The following is a 12,230-nucleotide window of genomic DNA, read 5'->3' as shown; positions in this document are numbered from 1 at the left end:
CGATGACCCATTCAACCGCTGCCCTCAGGGCCTTTCTGCAAGCCTCGCCGTCCGTCGCGCTTGTCGAGGTGCGCGAGGCGAAAGGCTCCACCCCGCGCGAGGAGGGCGCGTGGATGCTGGTTTCGCCCGAGGGGATTTTCGGAACCATCGGTGGCGGCCAGCTCGAATTTCTGGCGATTGCCAAGGCACGGGAACTCATCTCGGACAATCTCGCAAACGGAAGCCTCGACATTCCGTTAGGTCCTGAAATCGGCCAGTGCTGCGGCGGGCGCGTCGCTCTGGACATTCGCATTGCCGATCGTGTTGAGCGCAGCACGCTCCTAAAGCGAGCTGGCGACGAGGCCGCTTCCTTCCCGCAGGTGATCCTGTTTGGCGGGGGGCATGTCGGCCATGCGCTGGCGGCAGCGCTGACCCCGCTGCCCGTGCGGGTCCTGGTGGTCGAGACCCGCAAGGAGGCGCTTGAAGGGTTTCCCGAGAGCGTCGAGACGCGCCTTGCGGCCCTGCCGGAAGAGGCGGTGCGTTCAGCCCCCGCCGGAACCGCCTTCGTGATCCTGACCCACGATCACGCGCTCGATTTTCTGCTGGTTGCCGAGGCGCTGGCACGTGACGATGCGGCCTATGTCGGCATGATCGGCTCGAAGACCAAACGCGCGACCTTCAAGAGCTGGTATCTCAAGAATGGCGGCGATGAAGACTGTTTTTCGAAGCTCGTCACCCCCATCGGCGGCGATGCCGTACACGACAAACGCCCCGCCGTCATCGCGGCGATGGCGGCTGCGGAGATATTGACGGCTTTGCAGCCGTGATGTTGACATTTGTATGTACAAACATACATACTTGATGAATGAAGATCGCGGGCTTCGACTGGGACACCGGAAACTGGCCGAAATGCGCAAACCATGGTGTCTCAAAGGACGAGATCGAACATGCGCTTCTTCATGACCCGCTGATTGCGCCGGACCCGGCACATTCCGGGCACGAAGACCGCTACATCGTCATAGGACGCAACCCGCAGGGGCGCGCCATGTTCATAGGCGTGACCTTTCGGGTGATCGATGGGCAGCGTCTTATCCGTCCCATCACAGCGCGCTACATGCATGCCAAGGAGGTGAAACGCTATGAAACGCAGCGTTCCCAAACTGAAAACCGATAAGGATGCGGAAGACTTCCTCGATCAGGATCTTTCCGATCTGGATTTTGGCGCGTTCAAACCCGCCGGGTTCGAGTTCGAGAACAAGGCGGCAAGGGTGAATATGCGCATGCCGCAAAGCCAGTTGGATGCCGTGAAGGCTGAGGCGAAGAAGCGCGGCGTTCCCTATCAGCGGCTCATGCGCGAGCTTGTTCAACGCGGTCTGGAAAGTCTGCGTGCAGACTGACCATTATTGCTCCGACAGGGTCTCGCCGATCATCTTCTGGCAACGGCTTGCCATGAAGTCGACCAGCAACCGCACTTTCGGGTCCTGAAATTTCTTGTGCGGGTAGAGCGCGGCTAGTTTCACCGGCACCGGCGGTGTGTTGGGCAAAACCACCTGAAGCCGTCCGTCGCGCAGGAATGGCTCGATCTCGAAGCGGGGCTTGTTGACGATGCCGCGTCCGGCAAGCGCCCAGTCGGTGATCACGTCGCCATCGTCGGAATCGAACGGGCCACCAACCTCGAACTTTCGCGCGCCCTCCGGCGTCTGCAACACCCAGAAATGCTCGCGTGCGCCGGGAAAGCGCAGCATCAGGCAGTCGTGCCGCTCATCGATCAGCGCTTCGGGCGTCTTCGGTTCGCCGCGCCGTTGCAGGTAATCAGGCGCCGCCGCCAGAACGCGCTCGCAATCCATGATGCCGCGCATGCGGAAGGAGGAATTCTCCAGAATGCCGAGCTTGAAGGCAACGTCGATGCCTTCGCGCATCATGTCCACCTCATGGTCTGAAAGCCTGAGGCGAACCTCGATCTCGGGATATCGGTCACGAAATTCGGGAATGCCGCTGGCAATCAGCCGCTTGCCGATGCCGAGTGGCGCGGTGACGCGGATCGTGCCGCGCGGCTGGCCGGAAAGATCGGCCACCGAGGCTTCGGCTTCCGCCACCGCTTCGAGAACCTTGCGCGCGCCCTCATAGAAGACGCGACCCTGCTCGGTCGGGGTCAGTTGCCGCGTGGTGCGGTTGAAGAGCCGCACGCCCAGGTGCTTTTCGAGCTCCTTCACCCGGTTCGAGGCAACGGCCGGTGAAAGCCGCATGTCGCGTCCGGCAGAAGATAGGTTGCCGAGCTCCACCACGCGGACAAAAACAGCGATGTTGTCGAGATAGGCCATGCACTGCCCCCAGAAGTTTCGCGCGCATTATTTTCCAAAAATTTTTGAAAGTCATCGTGATCTTATCCGCTTTCCGTTTATATCGGGTTCCGTCACCCTGCGCCCGGTGGAGTTGAGGAAACTGGCATGAACGAATACGCGGTTTTGTGGGACTGGCTGTCCTTTGGCGTGCGCTGGCTGCATGTGGTCACGGCCATCGCCTGGATTGGCTCATCCTTCTATTTCATCGCGCTCGATCTGGGGCTCGTTAAGCGGCCGGCTCTGCCCGAGGGCGTGCATGGCGAGGAATGGCAGGTCCATGGCGGCGGTTTCTACCACATCCAGAAATACATGGTTGCGCCGGCCTCCATGCCCGAGCACCTGACCTGGTTCAAATGGGAATCCTACTCCACCTGGCTGTCCGGCTTCGCGCTGCTTGCCATCGTCTATTATGCGGGTGCGGATCTTTATCTTATTGACCGCAACGTGCTCGATGTGCCGGCCTGGGGCGGCATCCTGATCTCGCTCGCCTCCATCGGGCTTGGCTGGCTGCTATACGACCTTCTGTGCAAATCGCCGCTCGGCAAGAACGACACGGTGCTGATGCTGGTGCTCTACGCGATCCTTGTGGCGATGGCGTGGGGCTATACGCAGCTTTTCACAGGCCGCGCCGCCTTCTTGCATCTGGGCGCGTTCACCGCGACGATCATGACGGCGAATGTCTTCTTGATCATCATCCCCAATCAGAAGATCGTGGTGGCCGATCTGAAGGCGGGAGGCACGCCCGACCCAAAACTTGGCTTGCAGGCCAAGCAGCGTTCGCTGCACAACAATTACCTGACGCTGCCCGTCGTCTTCCTGATGCTGTCGAACCATTATCCGCTGGCCTTCGGCACCCAGTTCAACTGGGTGATCGCATCGCTCATCTTCATCATCGGCGTGCTGATCCGCCACTATTTCAACACGGTGCATGCCCGCAAGGGCACGCCGCACTGGACCTGGGGGCTGGCGGGTGTTCTCTTCATCATCATCATGTGGCTTTCCACCGTGCCGCAGGTTCTGACCGGCGAAACGAAGCTTTCGGCGGCGGGCGAGACCTTTGTCGCCTCGACCCATTTTCCGGCCGTGCGCGACACGGTGATGGGGCGTTGCGCCATGTGCCATGCCGCGGTGCCGGGCTATGAGGGCGTACCTTTCCCGCCGAAAAATGTTGTGCTCGACACGGATGCCTCCATTGCCGAGCACGCGCGCGAAATCTATCTGCAGGCAGGCCGCAGCCACGCCATGCCGCCCGGCAATGTCTCGGGCATCACTGAAAAGGAGCGGCGGTTGATCGTGACCTGGTTCGAGGAGGCGCGCTAGCGCATGGCACAGAAACTCATCCGTGGCAGGCTCCTGTCCTTCAAGACCGAACCGCGGAGCATCGACGATCACGATTCATACCTCTTTGAAGAGGATGGCGCGGTTCTGGTCGAAGACGGCGTTATCCTCGCTGCCGGCAGCTTTGCCGAGGTTGTAGCCGGCGCCGAAGCGGGGCACGCGGTGGTGGATCATCGCCCGCATCTCATCCTGCCGGGCTTCATCGATGCCCATGCGCATTTCCCGCAGATGCAGGTGATCGCGAGCTATGGCGCCGAGCTTCTGGACTGGCTGAACAACTACACCTTTCCCGAAGAAACCAGATTCTCCGACATTCAGCACGGTCGGCACATCGCACGGCTGTTCTTCGATGAGCTGCTGCGCAATGGCACGACCACAGTGGCGGCCTATTGCTCGGTTCACAAGGAAAGCGCGGAAGCGTTTTTTGAGGAAGCGCTGGCGCGCAATATGTGTGTCGTCGGCGGCAAGGTGATGATGGACCGCAACGCGCCGGCAGCGCTCACCGACACGCCACAATCCTCCTATGACGACACGAAAGCGCTGATCGGCGCATGGCATGGCAGGGGCCGGCTCCACTATGCGGTCACGCCGCGTTTTGCCATCACCTCCAGCCCCGGGCAGCTGGAGATGGCGTCTATGCTGATGCGCGAGTTCCCCGACCTCCACATGCAGACGCATCTGTCTGAAAATCACGACGAGATCGCCTTCACGCTGGAGCTTTATCCAGATGCGCCGGACTATACCGGCATCTACGAGCATTACGGCCTGCTTGGCCCCAAGGCGCTGCTCGGCCATTGCATTCATCTCTCCGAGCGTGAAGCGGATGTGCTTTCGGACACGGGCTCGGTCGCCGTGTTCTGCCCCACGTCCAACCTCTTCCTCGGCTCTGGCCTGTTCGACTATCAGCGCTATCGCAAACGCGAAAAACCGCTGCGGCTGGCCTCGGCGACGGATGTGGGTGGCGGCACCAATTACTCCATGCTGCGCACCATGGATGAGGGCTACAAGGTGATCGCGCTCAATGGCGAGAAGCTGAACCCGCTCGCTTCCTTCTGGCAGATCACGCGCGGCAATGCCGAGGCGCTTTCCCTGTCGGAGCGCGTGGGCACGCTGGAACCGGGCACCGACGCCGATATCGTGGTTCTGAATGCGCGCGCGACGCCGGTCATGGAGTTGCGCATGGAGCGTGTGGAAACTCTCGCCGAGGAGCTTTTCCTGCTTCAAACGCTTGCCGACGACCGCGCAATCGTAGAAACCTATGTCTCAGGAAAGGCGGTCAAAAGCGCCTTGTAAATGAGGGGGCGCATTTGAACCGCAGCATCGATCCGAAAGCATTTTTCACAACCCTGTTCGAGGCTGCCGTCTCTGCCGCCGACCCGTCCAAGACCATCCGAACGTTCCTCCCGCCAAAGCCGAAGGGCCGCACCATCGTTGTCGGTGCAGGCAAAGGGGCGGCGCAAATGGCGGCAGCGCTCGAGGATGCCTGGGACGGCCCGCTTGAGGGGACTGTCGTAACCCGCTACGGATACGGTGCGCCAACCCGCGTCATAGAAGTGCTGGAGGCAGCGCATCCGGTGCCGGATGAGGCAGGCCTTGCCGGCGCGAAACGTCTCATGGAAACAGTTGCCGGTCTCGGGCCGGATGACTTGGTGATCGCGCTGGTGTGTGGTGGTGGCTCGGCTTTGCTTCCTGCACCTGCAGGCTCCCTGACGCTCGCCGATGAGATAGCCGTCAACGAGGCGTTGCTTGCCTCCGGTGCGCCCATCTCGGCCATGAACACTGTCCGCAAGCATATTTCCACCATCAAGGGAGGCCGGTTGGCGGCTGCCGCACATCCTGCCCGTGTCGTGTCGCTCGTGGTCTCCGACATACCGGGGGACGACCCGGCTCTTGTGTCTTCCGGGCCCACCGTTCCCGATTCTGCAGGCCGCGCCGATGCGCTGGCCATTGTGGAAGCCTTCGGCATGGATCTGCCCGAGGCCGTCATGCAGCATCTTGCTTCGCCGCAGGCCGATGCTCCATCTCCCGATGATGAGCGATTTGCGCAGAATGAGGTCCACGTTATTGCCTCGGCCGCCCGTTCGCTCGAAGCGGCGGCTCGCGAAGCCGAGAAGCAGGGCGTGCCGGCCGTGATCCTGTCTGATGCGATAGAAGGCGAGGCGCGAGAAGCGGGTGGGTTTCACGCGGCAATCGCGCGTGAGATCGCCGTGAAGGACCGGCCTTTCCAGAAGCCGGTCATGCTGTTGTCCGGGGGGGAGACCACGGTGACGCTTTCTGGCAAGGGAGGCCGTGGCGGTCGCAACACCGAGTTTCTGCTGGCCCTTGCGCTTGGCATCGAGGGTGTTCCGGGTGTTTGCGCCTTTGCTGCCGACACGGACGGCATAGACGGTTCCGAAGACAATGCGGGTGCCTTTGCGGATCACCACACCGCCGCGCGGCTGCGTCAGGCGGGGCACGATCCCAAGGCACTTCTGGCCAAACATGACGCCTGGGGCGCGTTCGACACGCTCGATGATCTGTTCGTGCCGGGTCCTACCGGCACGAATGTCAATGATTTGCGTGTGGTTCTGGTACGCTAATCCCGGCCACTCGACCGGATTGGCCGAAATATTCTACACACGGTTCCGAGGGCGCTCCTCCGGCTGATAGACGGACAGGACATGTCCATCCGGGTCGGCAAACTCTGCCGACCAGCCGCCCGGCGCGTGACTGACAGGCGTGACGATGGTTGCGCCCTTTTTCGCCAGCCCCGAAACCACATCGTCGATGCCGCCTTCCGAAAGATCGAACACCACGATGGGCGTGTTGCCGGGCCGGGATTCCATCTGAAAGAAGATGAGTTCGATATTGTTCTCGATGCTGGCGAGCAGCCAGTCGCCCGATTCTTCGTCTCCTGCCATCCGCTGAACATCGAGCCCGATCACATCGCGATAGAACGCCTCCGTGCGGTCGATGTCGTTGACGTAGTAGCAGATATTGCCGATGCGGATGTTGGAAAGCATGTGGGTCTCCTGATGTTACACTGCTGGTTCTGCTTCCCTATTGCCGCAGAAATCCGTTTCGTGAGCTTTGGAAGAAGAAAAACTGACCGTGAAGAGATGTCCGTCCGGGTCATGGCTTGCCAGGAACGCCACATTGCGACGGGTCAAAGGAAGGAGGCTCTGCCGGATGGCGCCGAAAGCGAGCGTGCCTGACAAATGCTCCTTGCCCGGTTGATCACCGTCATCTGCCGCGTTGCGGCAGCGCGCGCGCAGCCCGGCAATGCGCTGCCGCAGACTTTCATCCGAGATACGCAGCAAATGGCGAATTTCCTTGCGCGTGTGCCCTCCCAGAGCAAGAAGAGCAACAATTCTTTGGCTCTTCGGCAGGCTTGCGAGGAATTCGGCTGGGAGAAACGGCACGGCGCCGTTCCCGGAAACGTCCGTGGTGCTCTCGCGATTCATGCGGCGATAGGCAGAGCGCCGCTTTGTCGCTGCCACATTGCGCATCACACCCTGCAGCCAGGCGCCACTGGCCACTTCCGGTCGCTTGGATGCTGTCAGCGCCACGATGAGCGTTTCATGGAGCAGGTCTTCCGCTTCCACGAGGTGTGAAGCGTGGCGACGCGCTGTCTTCAGCAGGTGATTGTAGGTGGCGGTGGTGAGGTCGAGCCGGGCAGGCGCGTCCTTTGTTTCTGTCCTGCTGTCCACCTGGGGCTCCCATCGGTTCTTGAGCAGATCAACGCTAAAGGTCGTGACGCGCTCTGCAAGAGAGGGACGTGTGGCGGGCGTGAGGGGTCAGCCGGCGATATCGATCACGCCGCTTTCGCCGCTTTCCGTGCCAAAGGCGAGGCGCCGTCCCTCATCGTCCCAGGCCATGGCCGTGATCGCACCCTTGCCCTGTCGGCGCAGCAGCACCTCTTTCTGGTCTGCAAAGCGTCCGGCCAGGATCATGCCGTCGGCATAGCCTATCGCGACGATTTCCTCCGTGGGATGGCAGCAAACCTGCGTCACCATTGTGTCGCCGCGTGTGCCGAGCTCCAGCGGTGCCTTGCCCATCGGGCCGTCCTTGGCCTGGAATGGCCAGATGATGGCGGCTGGGGCGCCAGACGTAGCCAGCCATTTGCCCTTCGCACTCCAGGAAAAACTCTTCACCTTGGCTGGATAGCCGGCCATGCGCATGTGCTTTCCGTCGGCGAGTTTCCAGCCATGCAGGGCATTTTCCTGCATGGTGGTGACAAGGAACTTTCCATCGGGAGAAAAGGTGATGCCGGTGTGGGCTCCGGTCCATTCCAGCTCCGTCGGCTTGCCATCGGTTGCGGGAAAATGCAGCGTCGCGCCATTGTAGCGAGCGATGGCGAGACGCATGCCCTTCGGCGCGAAGGCAATGCCTTCCACCGAGCGCGGGTGCTGAAACTCGCGCTGTTTTCCATCGGCAAAGCGCACATGGGCTGAGCGCCCGACCGCGAAACCGACGGCGCCCTGCGGACCAGCCGCTATGCTGGTCACCCATTTGCGCCCGATTTCGGCCAGCGTTTCCATCGCCCCGTCGGATGAAAGCCGCGCCACGCGCCCGTCTTCGCCTCCCGTGATGAGGCAGGCGCTGTCCTGACCGGTGCAGGCGGCCAAAAGCCCGTCATGAAGCTCAGTCCATTTGTGGCCATTGTCGAGGCGATGTACCACGCCATCGGCCAGGGCGAAATGCGGTATGTTGTTCAGCCACGCGGCAGCAATGCAGTGGCTGTCGAGATCGAGCGGTGCGACTGTTGGCATACGTCAGGCCTGACAGGCTTCGAAGGTGCGTTGCAGGCGCTCGGTATCGAGACCCCGCCCGATGAAGACGAGCCGTGTCTCGCGTTTCTCGTCGTCGCGCCAGGGGCGCTGGTGGTCTCCTTCGACGATCATATGCACGCCTTGCACGACGAAACGGTCGGGATCGTCCGCAAACGCGATAATGCCCTTGAGGCGCAGAATGTTCGGTCCGTCGATCTGTGTGGTCTTTTCCAGCCATGGAAGAAACTTTTTCGGATCCATCTCTCCCGCACGCAGCGAAAGCGATTTCACGCCTGCATCATGAATGGGCGACGCTTCGCCGTGATGGTGATGATGCCCGTGATCATGATCATGGTGGTGATGATCGTGATCGCAGTCGGGGCCGCAGACATGATCGGGATGATCCTGATCGAGGAAGTGCGGGTCATTGTCGAGCACGCGCTTCAGGTCGAAGGCGCCCCGATCGAGCACTTCGGACAAGGAAACGCTCGCACGTTCGGAGCGGTGGATGCGCGCCATCGGATTGATCGCGCGGATCGTCGCCTCCACGGCGGCGAGTTCTTCAGGTGTGACAAGATCGGTCTTGTTCACGATCACGACATCTGCGAAGGCGATCTGGTCTTCCGCCTCATTGGAATCCTTCAGGCGCAGGGGCAGGTGCTTGGCGTCGACCAGTGCCACAACGGCGTCAAGCCTGGTCTTGGCCCGCACATCGTCATCCATGAAAAAGGTCTGCGCCACCGGTGCCGGATCGGCCAGCCCCGTGGTCTCCACGACAATGGCATCAAAGCGCCCTGCACGTCTGGTCAGGCCCTCAACGACCCGCACCAGATCGCCGCGCACCGTGCAGCACACGCAGCCATTGTTCATTTCGTAGATTTCCTCGTCGGATTCCACGATCAGGTCGTTGTCGATGCCGATCTCGCCAAACTCGTTGACGATCACTGCATAGCGTTTGCCGTGATCTTCGGTAAGGATCCGGTTCAGAAGGGTCGTTTTGCCTGAACCAAGATAGCCGGTCAGTACCGTTACGGGGATTTGCTTCGCTTCGGCTTCGCCGGGTGTCTCAGTCTGCACGTCGGACATGATTTCTCGCAAAACTAGAATGGTGTTTCGACTATATAAGATGGAGGCGCATCGATTGCACGGTCAGCGCTCGAAATGACCGGTATCGAACCGATGCACATCCTCGAGCAGTTCAAGGAAGCCGGCAACGCTGTGGGCGATGATACGGTGCCCGGCCTCAGCACTCGCTGCAGACGCGTCCCCAGTAACGCCTTCTGGGGCGAGGTCGCTCATCATCCATCCAAAGGCGTGCGGTCCATAGGCCCGCAGATGCTTGAACCGGCTTTGGAATTCTTCCTGGGCGGATTTGAAATCCGCGGCCTTTTGCATGTCCACAAGATCTGGACGCAGGGCAAGCATGACCGAGGTTTCGATAAAGCCTCCGTGAATGCCCAGAGCTCGCTCCTTATCAGAAACCAGGCCCTGCGGGTAGCCGAACCGGGTCCAGCTTGTGGCGGCAGCCAACATGCCGAATCGCACGCGAAGCTCTGTCGTCACAATGGTGAGCAGCGGCGAGTTCCCTCCATGGGCGTTCAATATGACCAGTTTTCGCACACCGGCTTTGAATTGCCGGGCACCGATGTCGATCCACCGGTTCGCAGCCTCCTCGAATGGAATGCTTCGGGTTGCGCTGGAGTCGGAGTGCTCGACCGAATAGCCAATCTTCTCGACGGGAAGAAAAACGACATCCAGATGCTCGGGGATTTCTTTTTTGACTTCTTCTACAATGCCTTGCGCGATGATCCAGTCGGTATCAGGGGACAGATGCGGGCCATGTTGCTCTGTCGCTCCAATTGGCAAGACCGCAATTTTCTCTGCGATAGCGTGGGTGTTATCTTGTGTATTCACAGCGTCCCCCGCGATGTATCAAGAAACTTGTCCGGCAAAACTCTTATCCAAAAGTAGTGGATAATTATTTGTCTAAACAAGAGCAATCTATGGTTGCAATGGGAATCGTTAGAGCTATTTTGTGTACGGGGCGTTCTATCTCATCGTTAAGGATGTCTAAAGGGGAGTTTGTATGGCCAAAGCTGCAAAAGGCGCGACAATTGGCTTATTACAGTCGGCCGCCCGGCTTTCACGTACCGCTCTGGCCGAACGGCTTTTAGAGCACGGGCTATATGCGGGGCAAGACAAGCTGATGCTGGCACTGTCGGTGGAGAATGGGCAAACGCCCAGTCAACTCGCCAATCTTCTGGGGGTCCGTCCGCCAACAATCACGAAAACCATCAACCGCCTGACGAATCAGGGGTTTCTCGAAAAGCGATTATCTCAGGAAGATGGGCGCCGAGCCTATGTCTTCCTGACCCGGGAAGGTGAAGAGGCTATTCGCTCCATCGAGAAGTCGGTGCGCAAGACAGAAAAAATCGCGCTCAAAGGATTCGATAAGAAGGATCGTCAGGTCCTGACGGATCTTCTTTCCAAGATCGAAGCCAACCTCAATGGTACCGGTTTTGAGGGGGTCGATGACGATGAAAATGTCGACGTTGATGCCTAGCCCCTGAGTTTCCTCTCCATATTCCCACAAAACTGACCGATTTTTCCGGAACAGGACGTTGCGGGCACGCATCCTGATTGACCTTTCAGTCATCCGTGGCGTAATCAGGTCTTTAAACAGTTTAGGCAGGGTGCATTCGCGAGGCCGATCTCCAGATGAATAGAGGGAGTGATCGCGGATCGGCCATGTCTGGCATCGACGGCCATCCGCATGTGGGGGAAATCAGGCTGGCGCAGAAGATCAAGCTTTCTACCATCGCCGAGGCGCTTGGCGTCTCCACGGCCACTGTTTCTCTGGCGTTGCGTGACAGCCCGTTGGTTGCGGATGGCACGCGCCAGCGGATCAAGGAACATGCGCGCGAGATCGGTTATATCTACAATCGACGCGCAGCCAGCCTGAGAACGTCGCGTTCGGGCATTATCGGGGTCGTTGTGCATGACATCATGAACCCGTTCTTTGCCGAAATTTTGCGCTCCATCGAAACCGAGCTCGATCGATCCCGGCAAACCTTTCTTTTGTCGAATCATTACGATCAGTTGGAAAAGCAGCGCACCTTCATCGACACGCTCCTTCAACTCGGCGCAGATGGTGTGATCATGTCGCCGGCTATCGGTACGCCGCCACAGGATATCCGCCTTGTGGAGGAAAATGGTTTGCCGACAGTGCTTATTGCGCGATCCGTCGAAGGCGCGCGCGTACCGGTGTTTCGCGGTGACGACGCCTATGGAACCGGTCTTGCGACCAACCATCTGATTTCGCTTGGCCACACACGCATCGCTATGATCGGCGGCACGGACCAGACTTCGACCGGACGTGACCGGTATCAAGGCTATGTGGATGCGATGGGCAAGGCCGGGCTTGAGATCAAACCGCAATGGCGTTTTCCGGGGCCGCGCACAAAGCAGGCCGGTTTTGAGATTGCCGGTGCTTTTCTAGCGCTCAAGGACAAGCCGACAGCTGCGGTGTGCTGGAACGATCTTGTCGCAATCGGCCTGATGAACGGTATAGCCCGTGCAGGTCTGGTGCCGGGAGTCGATATTTCCGTCACGGGTTATGACGATCTCGAAGAGGCGGCGATCGCCACACCGGCGTTGACGACCGTATGGAATGGACAGCGCGATGTGGGGCGGCGGGCAGCACGCGTTCTGCTCGACAGGCTCAACGGGGCCGAGGTGAACCCGGCGCAGGAGCTAATCAAGCCGGAGTTGCATGTGCGTCAGTCAACCGGCAAACCTGTCGAACGCTGATCTCATTGGT

General features: G+C 60.0%; 14 protein-coding genes. 8 read left to right on the top strand and 6 right to left on the bottom strand.

Annotation, left to right across the window (positions count from 1 at the left end; genetic code table 11):
• The first annotated feature begins 2 nt into the window (after window positions 1-2).
• The 3 genes from xdhC to AC2CHD_RS07090 are packed head-to-tail and all read left to right on the top strand — an operon-like array spanning window position 3 to window position 1,376.
• Window positions 3-806: a xanthine dehydrogenase accessory protein XdhC gene (gene xdhC / locus AC2CHD_RS07100; RefSeq protein WP_484553237.1), complete on the top strand. Its 804-nt coding sequence runs from the start codon at window positions 3-5 to the stop codon at window positions 804-806.
• 38 nt (window positions 807-844) lie between these two features.
• Window positions 845-1,153: a BrnT family toxin gene (locus AC2CHD_RS07095; protein WP_484553069.1), complete on the top strand. Its 309-nt coding sequence runs from the start codon at window positions 845-847 to the stop codon at window positions 1,151-1,153.
• Complete coding sequence (locus AC2CHD_RS07090; protein ID WP_484553068.1) at window positions 1,119-1,376, top strand: CopG family antitoxin; 258 nt, start codon at window positions 1,119-1,121, stop codon at window positions 1,374-1,376. The genes AC2CHD_RS07095 and AC2CHD_RS07090 overlap by 35 nt, the downstream gene beginning before the upstream one ends.
• A gap of 3 nt (window positions 1,377-1,379) precedes the next feature.
• Here AC2CHD_RS07090 and AC2CHD_RS07085 read toward each other — a convergent pair whose 3' ends face one another.
• Window positions 1,380-2,300, bottom strand: a complete 921-nt coding sequence (locus AC2CHD_RS07085; RefSeq protein ID WP_484553067.1) for a LysR family transcriptional regulator — start codon at window positions 2,298-2,300, stop codon at window positions 1,380-1,382.
• A gap of 126 nt (window positions 2,301-2,426) precedes the next feature.
• Between AC2CHD_RS07085 and AC2CHD_RS07080 the strand changes: the two genes are divergently transcribed.
• From AC2CHD_RS07080 to AC2CHD_RS07070, 3 genes are read left to right on the top strand one after another with little or no spacing between them, the layout of a single operon-like run.
• On the top strand, window positions 2,427-3,641 hold the full coding sequence (locus AC2CHD_RS07080) for a urate hydroxylase PuuD (RefSeq protein ID WP_484553066.1): 1,215 nt from the start codon (window positions 2,427-2,429) through the stop codon (window positions 3,639-3,641).
• 3 nt (window positions 3,642-3,644) lie between these two features.
• Window positions 3,645-4,952, top strand: a complete 1,308-nt coding sequence (guaD, locus tag AC2CHD_RS07075; protein WP_484553065.1) for a guanine deaminase — start codon at window positions 3,645-3,647, stop codon at window positions 4,950-4,952.
• A 14-nt stretch (window positions 4,953-4,966) separates the two neighbouring features.
• A complete protein-coding gene (locus AC2CHD_RS07070; protein ID WP_484553064.1) occupies window positions 4,967-6,238 on the top strand; it encodes a glycerate kinase type-2 family protein in 1,272 nt (423 codons plus the stop codon).
• 33 nt (window positions 6,239-6,271) lie between these two features.
• Here the strand turns inward: AC2CHD_RS07070 and AC2CHD_RS07065 are convergent, their stop codons facing one another.
• The 5 genes from AC2CHD_RS07065 to AC2CHD_RS07045 form a co-directional block, all read right to left on the bottom strand.
• The gene (locus AC2CHD_RS07065; protein ID WP_229448350.1) at window positions 6,272-6,661 is read right to left on the bottom strand and encodes a VOC family protein; all 390 of its coding nucleotides are present in this window, start codon (window positions 6,659-6,661) and stop codon (window positions 6,272-6,274) included.
• A gap of 15 nt (window positions 6,662-6,676) precedes the next feature.
• Window positions 6,677-7,348, bottom strand: coding sequence for an RNA polymerase sigma factor (locus AC2CHD_RS07060; RefSeq protein WP_484553063.1), 672 nt, complete (start codon window positions 7,346-7,348; stop codon window positions 6,677-6,679).
• Window positions 7,349-7,435: 87 nt separating this feature from the next.
• A complete protein-coding gene (locus AC2CHD_RS07055; RefSeq protein WP_484553062.1) occupies window positions 7,436-8,410 on the bottom strand; it encodes a WD40 repeat domain-containing protein in 975 nt (324 codons plus the stop codon).
• A 3-nt stretch (window positions 8,411-8,413) separates the two neighbouring features.
• The gene (locus AC2CHD_RS07050) at window positions 8,414-9,496 is read right to left on the bottom strand and encodes a CobW family GTP-binding protein (protein ID WP_484553061.1); all 1,083 of its coding nucleotides are present in this window, start codon (window positions 9,494-9,496) and stop codon (window positions 8,414-8,416) included.
• A gap of 63 nt (window positions 9,497-9,559) precedes the next feature.
• Window positions 9,560-10,297, bottom strand: a complete 738-nt coding sequence (locus tag AC2CHD_RS07045) for a creatininase family protein (RefSeq protein ID WP_484553236.1) — start codon at window positions 10,295-10,297, stop codon at window positions 9,560-9,562.
• A gap of 199 nt (window positions 10,298-10,496) precedes the next feature.
• Here AC2CHD_RS07045 and AC2CHD_RS07040 point away from each other — a divergent pair, with 199 nt between their 5' ends.
• On the top strand, window positions 10,497-10,973 hold the full coding sequence (locus AC2CHD_RS07040) for a MarR family winged helix-turn-helix transcriptional regulator (protein WP_484553060.1): 477 nt from the start codon (window positions 10,497-10,499) through the stop codon (window positions 10,971-10,973).
• 227 nt (window positions 10,974-11,200) lie between these two features.
• Window positions 11,201-12,220: a LacI family DNA-binding transcriptional regulator gene (locus AC2CHD_RS07035; RefSeq protein ID WP_484553235.1), complete on the top strand. Its 1,020-nt coding sequence runs from the start codon at window positions 11,201-11,203 to the stop codon at window positions 12,218-12,220.
• Window positions 12,221-12,230 lie beyond the last annotated feature (10 nt).

The organism is Nitratireductor sp. ATLC21, from assembly GCF_057196525.1.
This window is presented reverse-complemented; position numbering and strand designations above follow the sequence as displayed.

Bases quoted from the DNA above. Each gene is read 5' to 3' on its own strand.
- xdhC (WP_484553237.1), top strand. From the start codon at position 3: ATGACCCATTCAACCGCTGCCCTCAGGGCCTTTCTGCAAGCCTCGCCG.
- AC2CHD_RS07095 (WP_484553069.1), top strand. From the start codon at position 845: ATGAAGATCGCGGGCTTCGACTGGGACACCGGAAACTGGCCGAAATGC.
- AC2CHD_RS07090 (WP_484553068.1), top strand. From the start codon at position 1,119: ATGAAACGCAGCGTTCCCAAACTGAAAACCGATAAGGATGCGGAAGAC.
- AC2CHD_RS07085 (WP_484553067.1), bottom strand. From the start codon at position 2,300: ATGGCCTATCTCGACAACATCGCTGTTTTTGTCCGCGTGGTGGAGCTC.
- AC2CHD_RS07080 (WP_484553066.1), top strand. From the start codon at position 2,427: ATGAACGAATACGCGGTTTTGTGGGACTGGCTGTCCTTTGGCGTGCGC.
- guaD (WP_484553065.1), top strand. From the start codon at position 3,645: ATGGCACAGAAACTCATCCGTGGCAGGCTCCTGTCCTTCAAGACCGAA.
- AC2CHD_RS07065 (WP_229448350.1), bottom strand. From the start codon at position 6,661: ATGCTTTCCAACATCCGCATCGGCAATATCTGCTACTACGTCAACGAC.
- AC2CHD_RS07055 (WP_484553062.1), bottom strand. From the start codon at position 8,410: ATGCCAACAGTCGCACCGCTCGATCTCGACAGCCACTGCATTGCTGCC.
- AC2CHD_RS07050 (WP_484553061.1), bottom strand. From the start codon at position 9,496: ATGTCCGACGTGCAGACTGAGACACCCGGCGAAGCCGAAGCGAAGCAA.
- AC2CHD_RS07040 (WP_484553060.1), top strand. From the start codon at position 10,497: ATGGCCAAAGCTGCAAAAGGCGCGACAATTGGCTTATTACAGTCGGCC.